The 17,089-nt window shown below is 41.6% G+C and carries 14 protein-coding genes; 11 read left to right on the top strand and 3 right to left on the bottom strand.

Features of this window, described 5'->3' with window-relative positions; all coding sequences use genetic code 11:
* Positions 1 to 9: 9 nt before the first annotated feature.
* Together F3J02_RS02965 and mobA are read left to right on the top strand one after the other, a co-directional pair.
* On the top strand, positions 10 to 2,790 hold the full coding sequence (locus F3J02_RS02965) for a nitrate reductase (RefSeq protein ID WP_167247513.1): 2,781 nt from the start codon (positions 10 to 12) through the stop codon (positions 2,788 to 2,790).
* Positions 2,787 to 3,413 carry a molybdenum cofactor guanylyltransferase gene (gene mobA, locus F3J02_RS02960; protein WP_167247512.1) on the top strand — a complete coding sequence of 209 codons (627 nt, stop codon included), beginning with the start codon at positions 2,787 to 2,789 and terminating at the stop codon, positions 3,411 to 3,413. The genes F3J02_RS02965 and mobA overlap by 4 nt, the downstream gene beginning before the upstream one ends.
* On the opposite strand, the gene F3J02_RS02955 is transcribed toward mobA, so the two are convergent.
* Positions 3,410 to 4,567: a YbfB/YjiJ family MFS transporter gene (locus tag F3J02_RS02955; protein ID WP_167247510.1), complete on the bottom strand. Its 1,158-nt coding sequence runs from the start codon at positions 4,565 to 4,567 to the stop codon at positions 3,410 to 3,412. The two genes, mobA and F3J02_RS02955, sit on opposite strands and share 4 nt — an antisense overlap.
* Before the next feature lie 247 nt (positions 4,568 to 4,814).
* On the opposite strand from F3J02_RS02955, the gene F3J02_RS02950 reads away from it, so the two are divergent.
* Entirely contained in the window at positions 4,815 to 5,693 is an 879-nt protein-coding gene (locus F3J02_RS02950) for a LysR family transcriptional regulator (RefSeq protein ID WP_167247858.1), read from the top strand.
* 73 nt (positions 5,694 to 5,766) lie between these two features.
* On the opposite strand, the gene dsdA is transcribed toward F3J02_RS02950, so the two are convergent.
* Entirely contained in the window at positions 5,767 to 7,092 is a 1,326-nt protein-coding gene (gene dsdA, locus F3J02_RS02945) for a D-serine ammonia-lyase (protein WP_167247508.1), read from the bottom strand.
* A 326-nt stretch (positions 7,093 to 7,418) separates the two neighbouring features.
* On the opposite strand from dsdA, the gene F3J02_RS02940 reads away from it, so the two are divergent.
* From F3J02_RS02940 to F3J02_RS02905, 8 genes are all read left to right on the top strand, one after another.
* Positions 7,419 to 8,297, top strand: coding sequence for a MaoC family dehydratase (locus F3J02_RS02940; RefSeq protein WP_167247506.1), 879 nt, complete (start codon positions 7,419 to 7,421; stop codon positions 8,295 to 8,297).
* Between the two features lie 18 nt (positions 8,298 to 8,315).
* Positions 8,316 to 10,595, top strand: coding sequence for a molybdopterin-dependent oxidoreductase (locus F3J02_RS02935; RefSeq protein ID WP_167247504.1), 2,280 nt, complete (start codon positions 8,316 to 8,318; stop codon positions 10,593 to 10,595).
* Between the two features lie 292 nt (positions 10,596 to 10,887).
* Positions 10,888 to 11,919 (top strand): GTP 3',8-cyclase MoaA, encoded by a 1,032-nt coding sequence (gene moaA, locus F3J02_RS02930; protein ID WP_167247502.1) that lies wholly within the window; start codon positions 10,888 to 10,890, stop codon positions 11,917 to 11,919.
* A 24-nt stretch (positions 11,920 to 11,943) separates the two neighbouring features.
* Positions 11,944 to 12,195: a MoaD/ThiS family protein gene (locus F3J02_RS02925; protein ID WP_167247500.1), complete on the top strand. Its 252-nt coding sequence runs from the start codon at positions 11,944 to 11,946 to the stop codon at positions 12,193 to 12,195.
* 2 nt (positions 12,196 to 12,197) lie between these two features.
* Positions 12,198 to 12,737, top strand: coding sequence for a molybdenum cofactor biosynthesis protein MoaE (locus tag F3J02_RS02920; protein ID WP_167247499.1), 540 nt, complete (start codon positions 12,198 to 12,200; stop codon positions 12,735 to 12,737).
* Positions 12,738 to 12,754: 17 nt separating this feature from the next.
* Positions 12,755 to 13,678, top strand: a complete 924-nt coding sequence (gene moaCB, locus F3J02_RS02915; RefSeq protein WP_167247497.1) for a bifunctional molybdenum cofactor biosynthesis protein MoaC/MoaB — start codon at positions 12,755 to 12,757, stop codon at positions 13,676 to 13,678.
* Entirely contained in the window at positions 13,678 to 14,907 is a 1,230-nt protein-coding gene (locus F3J02_RS02910) for a molybdopterin molybdotransferase MoeA (protein WP_167247495.1), read from the top strand. The genes moaCB and F3J02_RS02910 overlap by 1 nt, the downstream gene beginning before the upstream one ends.
* Before the next feature lie 181 nt (positions 14,908 to 15,088).
* Complete coding sequence (locus F3J02_RS02905) at positions 15,089 to 15,571, top strand: winged helix-turn-helix transcriptional regulator (protein WP_005315815.1); 483 nt, start codon at positions 15,089 to 15,091, stop codon at positions 15,569 to 15,571.
* A gap of 1 nt (position 15,572) precedes the next feature.
* On the opposite strand, the gene F3J02_RS02900 is transcribed toward F3J02_RS02905, so the two are convergent.
* Positions 15,573 to 16,970: a PLP-dependent aminotransferase family protein gene (locus F3J02_RS02900; protein WP_167247493.1), complete on the bottom strand. Its 1,398-nt coding sequence runs from the start codon at positions 16,968 to 16,970 to the stop codon at positions 15,573 to 15,575.
* Between the last annotated feature and the right edge of the window lie 119 nt (positions 16,971 to 17,089).

Here is a 17,089-nt window from a genome sequence, read left to right as displayed (position 1 = left end):
GGGGCAGTCATGAACAGTATTCAAAATTTAGAACACAGTCGCTCCGATCAAGCAGAAACAATCATTACAAAAACAACATGTCCTTATTGTGGCGTGGGTTGTGGCGTTGATGTTAGTGTCCAACATAAAGCGCATGGTACAACGGTACAAGTTGCAGGTGATCTGGATCATCCTTCAAACTTTGGACGACTCTGCATTAAAGGCAGTAATTTAGCCGATACTTTAGGCTTGGAAACTCGAGTCTTGCATCCGATGTTTGGCCGTAAAAACCATCGTCAAGTCACGACATGGGATCAGGCGATTGAGAAAATTGCAGACCAGTTCCAAGCCTGTATTGACCAATATGGCGCTGACAGCGTTGCATTTTATGTCTCAGGTCAATTGTTGACGGAAGACTACTATGTGGTGAATAAGTTTGTAAAAGGCTATTTAGGCACTGCCAATATTGATACCAATTCACGCCTATGTATGTCATCTGCGGTTGCTGCGCATAAACGTGCCTTCGGTGAAGATATTGTACCTGCCAGTTATGAAGACTTTGAACATACCGATATGGTGGTTCTGGTTGGTTCTAATACGGCATGGTGTCATCCTGTATTGTATCAACGTATCATGCAAGCCAAGAGCAAGAATCCAGATTTATTTGTAGTGGTGGTCGACCCTCGTTTTACCAGTACCTGCGAGCAAGCAGATTTACATTTGCCGATCTTACCCGGTCAGGATGTAGCTTTATTTAATGGTCTGTTTCAGCATCTCTACCATCATGATTATATCGACCATCATTTTGTGGAGACCTATACCGAAGGTTTAACAGCACTTCTAACAGCCAGTGAAAGCGAGCAAGATTTTAATGCTTTGGTGAAACGTACAGGAATTTCTGCAGAAAAATTACAACTGTTTTTTGATAAGTTTGCTCAAACAGAAAAAGTGATCACTTTGTTTTCGATGGGGGTCAATCAGTCTTCTCAAGGCGTGAATAAAGCCAATAGTATTATCAACTGTCATTTACTCACTGGAAAAATTGGCAAATTAGGTGCAGCGCCATTTTCAATGACGGGTCAACCCAATGCCATGGGCGGTCGTGAGGTAGGTGGATTGGCTAATATGTTGGCAGCGCATCTGGATTTGGACAATCCTTCGCATCAAAATTTAGTCCAAAGTTTTTGGAACAGTCCTATGATAGCCAAGCAAGCTGGTTTAAAAGCAGTAGATTTATTCCAAGCGGTAGAAAGCGGCAAAATCAAAGCGATCTGGATTATGGCAACTAACCCTGTGGTGAGCTTACCCGATGCAGATCAAGTCAAACGTGCCTTGGAAAAATGTGAATTTGTCGTGGTCTCCGATATTTGTGCGGATACTGATACCACAACCTATGCCGACGTATTGTTACCTGCATTGGGTTGGGGTGAAAAAGATGGAACAGTTACCAATTCTGAGCGCCGTATTTCACGTCAACGTGCATTTTTAACTCCACCAAAGCAAGCCAAAGCGGATTGGTGGGCGGTGGCCGAAGTTGCGAAAAAACTGGGTTTCCATGGTTTTGATTTTAGCAATACCTGTGACATTTTTAATGAACATGCGGCTTTATCGGCCTATCAAAATGCCAGTGTTGATCAACGTGATCAGGTCGAAAACTTCCGTTATTTCAATCTAAAAGGCTTAATGAATTTAAGTCTGGATGAATATAACCATTTACGCCCAACCCAATGGCCTGTGTGGGAGAAAGGACAAAGTATCGCTGTTGAACAGTTATTTGATCGTGGTAGTTTTAGCCATAAAAACAAGAAAGCCAAGTTGATTCCAACCGTCGCCATTGATCCTGTACATCAGATATCGGAAGACTATCCATTGGTGTTGAATACAGGGCGTATTCGCGATCAATGGCATACCATGACCCGTACCGGTTTATCAGCTAACCTCACCACACATCGAGCTGAGCCATTTTGCGAGATCCATCCGAATGATGCATTAAAATTTGGTATCCGTGATAAAGCTTTGGTGGAAGTTCGTTCACAATGGGGCCGTTGTGTGTTGCGGGTGACACTGGCGCAAGGTGTGCGCCGTGGCCAAATCTTCGCCCCGATTCATTGGACTGAACAAGTCGCATCTGATGCGCGAATAGGTAAAGTGGTCAATCCTGTGGTGGATGCGATCTCTGGTGAGCCTGAGTTTAAACATACCCCGGTTGCGATTCAGCCATTCCATACCACTTGGCAAGGCGTGCTCTATGTACGTGAAGGTTTTGAACATCATATCAAAACATCTTTACAAAGTTGTGCATGGTGGACCAAGATCAAAACCGCAAAAGCGATGCGTTATGAAATTGCCGATCGTCATAGTATTGATGAGACCCAAAAGAATCTGAAAAGCTTCCTGCCTTTTGTGGATGAAACCTATGAATGGTTAAGTCTTGAAGATATTTCATCACAGCTCAGCCATAGTGTGATTTTAAAAGACGGTATTCTGATTGCCAGTTTATATATTGCACCTGTCGATTTATTGCCAAATCGGGATTGGGTGGCGAGTCTGTTTAAACGTGAACGATTAAGTGCCTTACATCGTAAAGCTTTGTTGGCAGGGATGCCAATGTCAGCAGCAAATAACGATGGACCACTGGTCTGTAGTTGTTTTAAAGTGGGTAAAAATAAGATTATCGAAGCCATTAAAACGCAAAATATCACCCATGAAAAACAAGTCACGGCTTGTTTAAAAGCTGGTGGTAATTGTGGTTCTTGTTTACCTGAGATTCGTGGCTTGATTAAAACCTGTCAATTGGAGGCAGAAGCATGAATACACAATATCCCGCTACAGATCTGGTGATCTTGGCGGGAGGGCAAGCGCGTCGTATGAATGGTACCAACAAACTGTTGCAACAGTTTGATGATCAGATTCAATTATCAAAAATATGTGAAAGTTTTAAAACTCAGGTGCAACACATTTGGGTGAATAGTCACCGTGATAACTCGATATACAAACAGATTGAGCCTGATATCCAATGCTATGCAGATGATCAAAATGGTTTTTTAGGCCCCTTAATGGGGATGAAAAGTGCATGGTCGCATGTCCAAGCAGATTATGTATTATTCATTCCTTGCGATGTTACATATCTTCCTCATCATGTTTTAGTAAAACTACATCGAGCTTTACAAAAGCAACCACAGGCACAGGTTGCCTACGTGAATATCAATGGTGATGCCTTATATCCCTTTTGTTTACTTAAGCGAGAAAGTTTATTGGTGTTGGAGCAGGCGATCGTTGAGAACAAATTGAGTTTGCGCAATTGTTTTAAACAATTGGATGCACAGACGGTGACATTTCAAAAGCAAAGTCTGTTTTGTCATAGCATTAACTCATTAGATGAACTACAACAATACCAGCAGATGAAGGTTTTTAAGCAATCTATTTCTGGTTAATGGATCGACGCAGTTGATTTTAGGCTAATCACTGTTGCAATCAATAATGCCGTAGCTGCGGTAATCAGTGCGCTATTGAGCGTAAGATAGATCGTAAATAGGGCATTCGCTACGATTGGACCAATGATCTGACCCAAGCCATAGACCACAGTCATGATGGCAATTAAATTATTTTGTGCTTGGCGAGCGATACGCTGTGCTACTGGCATAGCAATGGTCACAGTTCCCATAAAGGTTCCACCCACCAGTAATGCACTCAATAGATAACCCAAAGCGGTTGGCAGAAGGATCGGCAATACAACACCAAAAGCCTGTAATCCTAAATTAGAAGATAAAGCGATTTGTGTACCCAAGTTTTGGTGGATACGATGCCAGAAAAAACAGGAAGGGATGGCACCTAGACCAAAGATTGCCCAAATCTGTGCAGCATCAATATTGGGCAGGGCGTTTTTGACTAATAATGGTAAATAGGTTGCAGTAATAATGTAGCCAAAACCCGCCAAGGCATAAATCAGAATCAGAGCGTAGGCATGAGGAGTCTTGCTATTTGTGCTCGATATCTTATGAGCTGAATCAGTATTCGGTTGAGCCTGTGATAAACCAAACATTGCAATACAGCCAAGGATCACACTGGATAGTCCGAGCAATAACCACAGTATTTTGCTGTGCCAACTCAGATGCGTGCCGAAAACCAAAAGCTCGGCAGAGAGGGAGATACCAAGACCAACCCCTGCATATAAAATGGGGGCTTGTTGCGGTTGTTTCTGTTGTTCGAGTAGCCATAACGAGGCGGACACCATGGCAAAAGCACTAAAAATCCCAGCTAAACCCCGAATCAAGATGATCAGGCCAATGCTATTAATACAACTGAGTAGAATCAGACAAAGTACGGTACCTACAGTGGCAACAATACTACCAAGATAACTTTGTTGGGATTTCATCTTGATCGTAAATAAAGCACCCAACAGATAGCCCGCATAGTTTGCAGAAGCAGCCAAACTGGCATGCTGTAGATTGATGATGCCTTCATCAATCATATGTGGGTAGACCGCAGTAAACGCAAAGCGCCCGAAACCCATGCCAATTGCCATAATCAAGGCTGCACTGATTGCTGATTGTAGGACGCTGTTACTGTTTTTTGCTGACTCAGTCATGACCTGTTCGCTCCAACAATTAATCGCTATGACTCATGTGTGCGAGAGGCTGTGCTTTGGCAAGAAATTTGTAATCAAATACATAGAGCGCATAGCTGATGATACTTAAAATACTAATTAAAAATAACAGCTTAATACCAGACATTGTTTAAACCATATTTGGGTGGTGAGAAATGAATAGGTATTTAAACAAGCACTACTAATCATGTAAAATGATTTGAATTGATACTAACTATCTCTAATAGTGATAGCAATGCAGATTAAATCTTTAGAAATATTTATGATGGTGGTGAAGTTAGGCAGTTTTTCCGAGGCGGCAAAAGCACTCTATACTGTACAATCCAATGTCACCAGCCATATCAAAAAACTGGAAACAGAACTGAATGCTGAATTACTACATCGGCAGAATCCAATTCAACCTACCAGGGCTGGGGTGCAACTGTATGGTTATGCTGAAAAAATGTTGCATCTACAAAAAGAGTTGTTAGATACATTTTCCCATAGTCAACTTACAGCCAATTTCCCTTTAGAGATCGGGAGTATGGAAACCACGGCTGCGGTACGACTACCATCGTTGTTCCGCGATTTACAAAAGCACAGCCCAGATTTTTCTTTTGCTTTATCGACAGCACCCACACGTGATTTGATTGATTTAGTCCATGCATCTAAGCTGGATTGTGCATTTGTAGCACATCATGCACCGATTGACGGGATGTTTAATTTACATGTCTGGACTGAGCAATTGGTACTTATTTCTTCACAGCATGTGCCTGAACGACTTACAAATGACGATCTGATTCAAAAGAAATTTATTGCTTTTAAGCAAGGCTGTAGTTACCGCAAAGCCATTGATCAGTTCTTATCTGCCCATCATTTACCCGCAGCCAATGTGATTGAAATGGGCAGTCTAGATGGCATTATCAGTTGTGTCAGTCTGGATGTTGGCCTTGCTATTTTGCCGATCAGCTATGTACAGCAGTCCCATTTTTCCCAAAGTGTGAAGATTCATCCCATCAACTCAGCTACAGCGCAAATCAATACTTATCTGATCGCACATCGTGATATGAGCACATGGGCTACCAACATGCATCATTTTGTTGAGCTTGTGAAAAGTATGATTCGGTAGGTTGAGCAAACAGAGGAAATACTGGTTTAGCAACAGAGAAGACAGAACTTCTCTGTTGCTAACGAAAGCATACTCATGCTTTTGCCAGATAATTCTGCATTTCGTCTGCGGGAACCATCCCACCACCTGTTGCCCACACAATATGATTGGCATGCTGTAACTGCTGTTCAGTGAATTGATGTAAATCTATATAAGCTTGATCTTTGCTGATTAAAATTGGCCCTAACATACCTGCGAGCGCAGAAGGTTCAAGTTTCAGGTTTTCAGATTGGTTGAGCATTCCGAGCAAGCGATACATGGTTGCGTCATCCAATGTATAAAAACCATCTAATAATCGTTGCATGGCACGACCAACAAAGCCCGAAGCACGTCCCACTGCGAGACCATCTGCCGCAGTAATATTATCAATGCCAATGTCCTGAACTGAAATTTCATCATGTAGGCCAGTAGCTACACCCAGTAACATACATGGGGAATGAGTGGGCTCGGCAAAGATACAATGTACATGATCGCCAAATGCCATTTTTAGGCCAAATGCAACGCCACCAGGACCGCCACCGACACCACAAGGCAAATACACAAATAAAGGATGTGCTTGATCCACAACAATACGCTGTTGATCCAATTGTTTCTTTAAACGTTCACCCGCAACCGCATAGCCTAAGAACAGGGTTTTAGAATTTTCATCATCAATAAAAAAACAATTTGGATTCTCTGATGCTGCTTTTCGACCAGCTTCTACTGCAACACCATAGTCTTGTTCGTACTCAATCACGGTTACGCCATGAGCACGTAACTTATCTTTCTTCCATTGCCGTGCATCGGCTGACATATGCACGGTCACATCAAAGCCCAACTTTGCACTCATGATGCCAATGGAGAGTCCAAGATTACCCGTTGAGCCGACCGCAATGCTGTATTGCCTAAAAAATTCTCTAAATTCTGGACTGTTCAGTTTGGCATAATCGTCGTGGAAATTGAGCAGATTGGCTTGTAGTGCAAGTTGTTCAGCTCGGTAAAGGACCTCATAGATACCACCACGCGCCTTAATTGAACCCGAAATAGGGAGATGGCTGTCTTTTTTAAGCCATAACTTTCCAGCAATTTTTTGATTATAGTGAGTCTCCAGACGTTGCTGCATATTCGGAATATCAACCAGCTCTGATTCGATAATGCCATTGCTCGCAACCGTTTCTGGAAAAACAGCCATAAGATAGGGGGCAAAACGCTGTAAACGGTCCCGAGCATCATCAATATCGGCTTGTGTCAGCCCAACATAGGGCAAACCTTGCTCAAGTGTAGTGAATGATGGGTTAAACCAGATCGTCTCTTTAAGTTCAATCAAGTCTTTAACAATGGGATAGTGTGTGACAAGATTTTGAATTTGATTCGAATCCATTCGGTTTCTCATGAAATTTTAAATGCACCAATAACAGCGAATTGTCCAAAGCGTTTTATGCATTTGGATAAGTCTTCCAGTAAGCTTGAGATTAAACCAAGAACAATGATTTTTCACGTTTTTAATGCAGACTTTTAGTGAATGATATTATTTGACTGGAGATTAACTTTTGTTAATTTCTGACCAGTACACTTGACCTTTATTAAAATGAGTTCTATTTTGGAACTTATTTGATTTTTGACCATATCAGGCTTGTCTGATCAGGACTAGAATTAACCCAACTATGGTTTGAAAACTGAGAAAAATAAAAGAAACAGGAGTTTCATATGTTTGCGATACGTTATCAGCAGATTCCATTGCAATTTTTATTTGAACATCAGGCCACTTTAACAGGGCTTGGGAAAATTGGTTTGCGTAGTCTCAAAAAGCATAAGCGCACGCAACAGGTCGATTGGCAGTCGTTAGCACCGATTAATGAAGTGATTGACCCACCAAGCCTTGAATTGATAGACCACTATGTACGTTGGAGTGGTGCAGAAGCAAGTAAATATCAAAATTCAATTCCACCGCATATGGTGTCGCAATGGGGGCTGTCATTTGCAACACGTTTGCTGTTACAAACCAACTATCCATTGAGTCAAGTCATCAATCAAGGCATAAGTCTCAAGGTTCATGGCAAGCTTCCACGAGAACAAAAGCTGCTCATCCAAGCCAAGATCGCCAATGTAGATGAACGTAATGGATTAGCGCGTGTTTCTGTGCAAATTACTACGGGTACCATTACACAACCTGAATTAGTCGAAACAGTGCTGCATATGGCATTTATTCTGCCGCATTTTGAAAAAACTAAACGTACAGAAACCGTAGACCAAAAAACTTGGCAGCATTTAGGTGAATGGTCTGCGACAGCAGATGATGGTTTGAAATTTGCCTTATTAACAGGCGACTTTAATCCGATTCATTGGATTACACCATTAGCCAAACTATCAAACTTTGGTCAAAAAGTGCTGCATGGCTTTGGTGTGTTTGCACGTAGCTTTGAATTGTTGCCTGAAACAATACAGCAAATCGATATTCGATTCCTAAAACCAGTCAAACTTCCTTCAGAACATAATCGAGTGGAAACCTGTACTGAGCAGATGCAAAAGTATGTCCGTGTTGTTGGTTCGGCAGGGCAAATCTGTTTAATGGGCCAATATTCATAAAATAAAAAGGTGAGAAAAATGACGACTGCCACAGCAATCAAACAGGATGTAACTGCTTGTATTCTATGCTCACGTAATTGTGGACTCAGTGTAGAAATTGAAGATAATCAGTTCAAGAAAATTAAAGGCGATGATGATCATCCTTTCTCGCAAGGTTATATCTGTCAAAAAGCCGCACGTTTACAGCATTACCAACAACATGCAGATCGTTTAACTTCACCGTTAAAACGTCAGTCAGATGGTTCCTATCAAGAGATTAGTTGGGATCAAGCCATTCAGGAAATTGCTGAGCAGCTTGTACAGATTCGAAATACCCATGGTGGAACAGCATTTGCATCGGTTGGTGGTGGTGGACAGGGCAATCACTTGGGTGCAGCCTATGGCCGTCAGTTGCTCTACGCCATGAAAAGTTTCTATGCCTACAACTCTTTGGCGCAGGAAAAAACAGGTGATTTCTGGGTCAATGGACGTTTGTTTGGCAGCCAATCCTGTCATACCACTGAAGATGTGGAATATGCAGATTATGTGCTGTTTATCGGAACCAATCCTTTTCAAGCGCATGGCATTCCAAATGCAAGAGATACCTTAAAACATATTAAAAAAGATCCAAACCGAACCATGGTGGTATTTGATCCAAGGGTGACGGAAACGGCTAAACAAGCCGATATTCATGTGCAATTAAAGCCAGGTACCGATGCTTATCTGATGTCCGCCATGATTGCGATCATGCTGAAAGAAGAGTTATATGATCAGCAGTTTATTCAGCAGCATACGCATGGCTTTGATCAGATTAAGCAGGCCTTTCTAGCGATTCCAATCGAAGAATATATTCAGAAAGCCGATGTTTCAGTTGAACTGATTTACCAGATTGTCCGTGATTTTACTCAAGCACAACGTGCGTGTGTCCGGATTGACCTTGGTATTCAACACACCTTAAATACTACTTTAAATGGTTATTTGGAAAAGCTTTTATATTTACTCACAGGAAATTTTGGTAAACAGGGCGGCAATAATTTACATACCATGTTTATTCCGATTTTGACCAATACCGATGAGCGCAATCCAAAGTATCGCCGTACTGTTTATCATAAAATGTTCCCGATTTCTGGTTTCTTTCCACCAAATATCTTGCCCGATGAAATACTAAAAGCAGGTGAGAAACGGGTTCGTGCGGTGTTTGTGGACAGCTGTAATCCTTTGCTTACTTATCCAGATACCGCAGCATATGAGCAAGCATTCCAGTCGCTTGAGTTATTGGTGGTTGTTGATGTCGCTATGACTGAAACAGCACGTTTAGCGCATTATGTTTTACCTGCACACAGTCAATTTGAAAAGTGGGAATTCACGGGGTTTAATTTGGAATTTCCTAAAAATGGTTTCCACTTACGCCATCCACTTTTTAAAGCCCAAGGCAATAGTTTACCTGAGGCCGAGATCTACACACGCTTGCTTGAAGCTATGCAAGTGATGCCGAAACAGTTTCCGATATTGAGTAAAATTGCAGAAAAAGATTCTGCACATACAGCTTATCTCGCTTATTTTGCTGCACTTGGTGCAAATTTTGCGAAAAATAAAAAGTTAATTCCCTATGCGGCATCCATTGTATATCGTACCTTGGGTAAGACTTTGCCAAATGATGCCGCCTCTACCGCCTTATTACTTCCATTGTGTATGCAATATGCAGCTCAGCACTATAAAGCAGTTAAGCAAGCAGGATACGAAGGTAATCGATTTAATCTGGGTGTGAAATTATTCCAGACCATTTTGCAGCAACGTTCAGGTGTGGTGTTGTCGCAACATGACTATGCTGATGTGTGGAGCTTGATAGCCTATAAAGACAAAAAAATTCGGTTGGCGATTCCTGAGATGTTTATCGAATTAGCGCAGTTAAAACAGCAATCTTTGACTTTAAACGATGCATATCCCTTCATTTTGCTTGCGGGTGAACGTCGTAGTTATAACGCTAATCAAATTTATCGTGATCCTGCATGGCGTAAAGTTGATGCCGAAGGACGCTTGAGAATGAATCCTGATGATGCATTGAGTTTTGGCGTTGAAACAGGTCATACGCTGCAATGTATTTCTGAGCATGGCAAGATTCAGGTCATAGTTGAACTGGATGAAGGAATGCGCAAGGGCGTGGTGTCTTTACCACATGGTTATGGCTTACGTTATCGTGGTGGCGAGCCAATAGGACCTCAATTGAATCGTCTGACCTCTACCCAGCATTGTGATCCTTTGTCAAAGACGCCATATCATAAATATGTACCTGTTCGATTGGAACGTTTGAGTACTTAGACGATCGGTGAGTTGATTTAATTAGATATTTGCACCATCTTATTGCATATTAAATAAAACATGCCATGGGATGGTGCAAAGTAATTTGAACAAAAATACTCAGGACAAAACCTATTTTTGTTTATAGATTGAAAGAGTTGCTGGTTTGAATGAATAAGCAGCATCGGCAACACTGATAGGCTAAAACTGGAATAATTATTGCTGTAATAAAAACAATTCACTGTGATGAGTCAAACAAGGACGCACAGAACTTGTGCTAAACCCAGTTCAAAGATTCACAATATGAGTGCATATGATGAAGCATGAAATAGACGACACGAGTATACCGATCTTACAGGATCAGTATGGTCGTATTAAGCGTAAGTTACGGATTTCCGTGACAGACCGTTGCAATTTCAAATGCATTTACTGTATGCCTGAACATCCTGAATGGATGAAAAAACAAGATCTACTCAGTTTCGAGGCACTGTTTATTTTCTGTCAATATATGGTTGGACAGGGCATTGAGAATATTCGTATCACCGGTGGCGAACCTTTGATGCGCCAAGGTGTGGTGCATTTTATTCGTGATTTACAAAGTTTAAGAGCTTTGGGGCTGAAACGTATTTCAATCACAACCAATGCTCATTATTTGGCGAAGTATGCTGAGCCATTGAAGCAGGCAGGTTTGGACGATCTCAATATTAGTCTGGATAGTCTTGATCCGCTTCAATTTAAACAACTGACTAAAAAAGAACTTGCCCCTGTATTTGCCGGTATTGAAGCCGCAACAAAAGCTGGTCTACCGTTCAAAATTAATTGTGTATTGATGCAAGGTCAGAATGATGACCAAATTGTACCGATGGTGAAATGGGCCAAACAGCATAATATTCCTTTGCGTTTTATTGAGTTTATGCCGCTGGATGGTGATCAGCACTGGACAGATCAAGCCGTGGTCAGTGAAGCGGAAATCTTAATGCAGCTCTCAGCGCATTATGACATTCAGGTCTTAGAACAACAACATGAACCTGCGCGCCTTTATCAGCTTGATGGCCAATATAAACTCGGTATTATTTCAACCATTACCCATTCATTTTGTGGGGACTGTGATCGAATTCGACTGACGGCCCAAGGTGAGTTATATAATTGTTTATTTGCAAGACAAGGTCTAAATATAAAACCTGATCTACAACAGGCAATCAAACAAAAAGCTGAACTCAAACCGTTAGCATTTCATCAACTTGATCAAAAAATTAAGCCTTATATTTGGAATAAGGCGCAGGGTTATCATGCAATACAACATCAGCAAGCACGTAAAATTAGTATGCACATGCTTGGTGGTTAGAAAGCAAAGTTGTTTGGAGAAGATATGCAAACCATTGAGATAAAAATAGAAGCCTTTGGCGCAATTGAACGGTTATTGCCCCAAGCACTAGCATTTGAGTTTGCAAAAGATCAAATGGTCAAAGATGTACTATCACATATTACGAGTCTTTATCCAGATGCTAACCCTGCGATGGAAAAATGTGCCTGTGCGATTGGTGAGGATATTGTGACACGTCAAACCGCATTAGATAGATCCTGTACTTTGGTCTTGTTATCGCCAGTGGCGGGAGGGTAAACATGCGTGAATTTGCCCGTATTCAAGATCAGGCTTTAAGCCTTGATCGCTTCGATCCGATTCAATCTTTTCCTGAATGTGGTGGGGTTGATATTTTTATTGGAACTGTCCGTAATCACCACGAAGGGAAAGCGGTTAAAGCACTGAAATATACCTCTTATACGCCTGTCGCAGAAAAGATGATTCGCGCAATTGAACAGGAAATCAAAGATAAATATCAGGTTTCTTATGTACGTGTCATGCATCGGATTGGCTATTTGGATGTCAGTGAAACCGCGATTATCGCGATTGCCTATGCAGCACATCGCCGTGAAGCCTTTCAAGCCTGTGAAGAAGCAGTGGAGCGGGTCAAACATGAAGTACCGATCTGGAAAGAAGAGTTTTTTATGGATGGTACCAGTCAATATGTCGAGGGTTGCTGTATTCGCAAAGATCAAACCGATAATGTTCAAGCGAAAATTCCCCTAAGTCCCCCTTTATTAAAGAGGGATCTACCCGAGCATCATCATGAAAATTGTAGCCATGAGCATACACACGAATAAAGCGTCAGGAAGTTAAAATGAAAAATGTTGGGATGAAACCCGAGAGTTATCGTGTTGCAGAAGCACAAGCGATCTTACATGCACCCGCACATTGCATTCAGTTATTGCGAGACGGTAATACCGAAAAAGGTGATGCCTTAAAAACTGCACGTATCGCAGGTATTTTGGCAGCTAAACGTACCGATGAACTGATTCCACTCTGCCACCCATTACCGATCTACCGCGCTGATGTTGATTATGAACTGCATGATGACCATGTGGTAATTCTGACCACAGTTGAAACCATTGGCCCAACAGGCGTGGAAATGGAGGCTCTTACGGCTGCGAGCCTAGCGGGCTTAACCTTATATGACATGCTTAAACCGCATTGTGAGCCAGAAGAGCTGTGTTTAGATCAATGTAAATTACTGAAGAAAAAGGGTGGGAAATCACACTTTAAACGTACTTTACGCCAACCTGTTTCTGCGGCTGTAATTGTACTGTCAGATACAGTTGCAGCGGGTCGTAAACCCGATACTGCAGGTAAGTCTGTGGTGGATACCTTGACGGAAGCAGGCTTTGATCCGATTCATTATCAAATTTTGCCCGATGAAGCTGATCAGTTAAAAGGCTTAGTCTTAGAGCTGACCAAATCTTATGCATGTATTATGACGGTAGGAGGTACGGGTATTGGCAAGCGTGATATCACTGTGGATACTCTAGAACCACTATTGGAGCGCAAACTCGATGGCTTAATGGAAGCGGCACGTTCTTTTGGACAAAAACGAACCCCATATGCAGCGATGTCGCGTGGTGTTGCAGGCTTTATTGATCGCTCTTTGTTGGTGACTCTACCGGGAAGCCGTGGCGGGGCGAGCGAATCAATGGCGGCAATCCTACCAGCCTTGGTTCATATTTTTGATGTTTGTCGTGATTTACCACATCCGGGAGGTTATGAATAATGTCAGGATGTGGTGCTGAAAAAGGTTTGATCAGTATTGATGAGGCATTAGCGTTGGTACAAACCCAACCGAAAGCTTTAAAAGTTGAGACATTGGCTTTAGCCGATAGTCTTAATCGTTATTTAGCCAAAGCTGTCTGTTCAAATGTGGATCTACCGAGTTTTTCACAAAGTGCAGTCGATGGTTATGCCCTGAATAGTGCTGCTGATCATCTGCAAGATGCAGTCTTTGACGTGATTGGTGAAATTAAAGCGGGGAGTGAATCTGAGTATCTGCTTAAAGACGGACAAGCCATTCGTATCTTTACTGGTGGGAAAATACCTGAAGGAACAACGCATGTTGCTCGACAAGAAATTGTCGTCGTTGAAGCTAATCAAACCATTCGACTGACTGAGCATATTTCAGCCCAAGCTGATATCCGTTTTGTTGGTGAGGAAGTGCAACGTCGTCAGCAATTGGCGGATGTTGGGCAGAAAATCAATATTGGTGCACTGGCCGCACTGAGTATGGCAGGTGTACAAAGCATTGATGTTTTTCCGGCACCTAAAGTGGTTGTGGTCATTACAGGTGATGAGGTTGCTGAAACCCCTGAAGACTTGCAGGCAGGGAAAGTTTTTGATGCCAATGGTCCATTACTGAAAGCTTGGTTGCAAGACTATGGAATAGATGCAGAAATCTTACATATTGCAGATGAAGCTGCAGTGGTAACGCAGAGTTTTGAGCGCTTAAAACAACAATATGATCTGATTATTACCACGGGTGGTGTTTCTGTTGGCGATTATGATTTTGTTCGTCCGTGTGCCTTTGAAACAGGTTTCGAACAAATTTTCTGGAAAGTGAAGCAAAAACCAGGAAAACCACTTTTCTTTGCTGAATACACACAGCATGATCATCGTTGCTATTTGTTAGGATTACCTGGTAATCCTGCCGCTGTATATGTGTGTATGCAAGTCTATGGCAAAGCATTGCTAGATGCCATGCAGAACCAACGTCAACCCTTGCAATGGTTGAGCGGTGTACTAACACATGATTTAAAATCGGATGCGCGGGAACGTTTTTTAAGAATGCATGCTTATTTTGATCAAGGGCAGCTCAAGTTACAAAGCTTGGCGAAACAACAATCGCATATGCTGAGCAACTTAATGCAAGCAAATAGTTTGGTACGTATCCCAGCCAATACGAAATTGGAAGCAGGACAAATCCTTTCAGGGCTATTCATTTACAACTAAATTGTTTTGATGAGTTTATGTAAAATTGCTGAATATTGGTATTTTTAGCCAAGTACCAATATTGCATCTGATGGATAAGGTGGTTTAGTGTATATTTTATATTGTTTAGTTTCTAAACAAGACGGTTCAAGACATAGATGTCTTTCAAATAAAACTTTAAAAAAATGATTAGGTGATAATAATGAAATGGGACGAAATTGGCGACCAGCCATGTTCAGTGGCGAGGACGCTTTCTGTATTAGGTGATCGTTGGACAATGCTCATCTTACGTAATGCATTTATGGGTATACGCCGCTTTGATGATTTTCAGCGTAGTTTAGGGCTTACACGCCATGTACTTTCAGAGCGTTTAAAACGTTTGGTTGAGCATGGAATTTTGACTAAAGTACCGTATGTTGATCGTCAAGAGCGCTTTGAATATCAACTCACAGATAAAGGTTTAGATCTATATCCAATCATTCTCTCAATGGTGCAATGGGCCGATAAATGGATGGATATGGGACTGGGTAAACCTGTTGAATTTACCCATAAAAGTTGTGGTCGGAAAATCAACCCCAAAGTGGTGTGTTCTGAGTGTGATGAACCGATTAAAGCCAAAGATGTTCGTGTCGCGGCTGGGCCCGGTTATTTCGCATTTATAGAGCAAAAAAAGCAAAGTGCCTGATTTATAAATTTTGTCGTTCTGTCTCTTGTTGAATGGCATGAGACAGAACCTCAAAAACTTTGGGTTGTAGTGATTGTGCAACATTAAAACGAATAAAGTTTTTGAAATTCTGGCTTTGGCTAAATGCATTTCCTGGAGCCAAAATCACGCCATTGTCTAAGCAGCGCTGTGCGATACGTGCTGTATCAAAGTGATGTGGTAATTCACACCATAAAAATATCCCTGCAGTGGGTTTAACCCAGATTTTGATTTCCAGTTTCTCAAGTTGTTTGATTGTTGCATCCATAGCTTTAGATAAACGTACCTTCAATTCTTCTAGGTATTTACGATAATTTCCATCTGTTAAAGCGGCATATAAAATTTCTGAAGATAAATTACTTCCTCCAAAGCAAGTCGCGATTTTGATATCCGTTAAATCCTCAATCCATTCCGTTTTGGTTGCAATATAGCCTGTACGGACTGAGCCAGACAAAGTTTTAGAAAAACTGCCGATATGAATGACACGAGATAAGCCATCCAAAGCTGCGAGACGTGGAGCATTATGCAATTCTAAATCGGCAAAAATATCATCTTCAATCACGATCAAATTGGATTGCTCAACCAGTTTTAACACCTGATAAGCTGTTGATGCCGTTAACACAGCACCAGTCGGGTTATGAATGCCTGAGTTGGTAATGTAGAGACGTGGATTGTAGTTTTGGATCGCCTGTGAAAATGCTTCAAGATCAGGTCCAGTTGACATATAAGGCACGCCGATGATTTGTATCTGATGAACTTTGAGTAGGGCATGAAAGTTGAAATAACAGGGGTCATCAACCAAAACCACATCATTTGGTTTAAGGAAATAGCGACAAATTAAATCGATGGCCTGCGTACCTGAATCGGTTAATAAGATCTGATTTGGACGCGCTTCAATGCCTTTGCTCAAGATTCTTCTTGAAAGTAATTCGCGTAAAGGTGCTAGACCTAAGGGTGTTGAGTAATCAGTCAAAATGTTTGGAGAAGCTTTGGATACTTTACGAATCGCTTTGCGGATATTTTCATGTGGCAGCCAGTCATCAGGTAACCAACCACATCCCGGTTTTAGAACACCTTGTTTTGCTTCCAAGGCTTGTCTTGAAATCCATAAAGGATCGATGCTTCGATCAATTTTTGGATGGATTTCAGAGATAGACAAGGGTGCAAGCGGTCCTGCAACAAAAAAGCCCGAACCAGTCTTCGCTTCAATAATCCCTTGAGAGGCAAGACGTTCATAAGCTTCAACAATGGTTGAAACTGATAAGTGAAGTACGGCAGCTAAAGCACGAACTGAAGGTAGGCGAGAACCTGGTAGCAATGAACGAGTTTTGATTTGTTCATGAATGTGCTGTATCACGTAATCAATTTTTGTACTTTTCATCACGATCTACCTTTAAACTGTATGGGTAAATAAGCCAATACAGTTATTTAGAATTGTACTGTACTGTGTATGGTGCTTAAACCATATCACAGTTTAAATTCTTCATATAGATTCGGAGA

It is taken from the genome of Acinetobacter sp. Tr-809 (assembly GCF_011753255.1).
Lineage (GTDB): Bacteria > Pseudomonadota > Gammaproteobacteria > Pseudomonadales > Moraxellaceae > Acinetobacter.
This window is presented reverse-complemented; position numbering and strand designations above follow the sequence as displayed.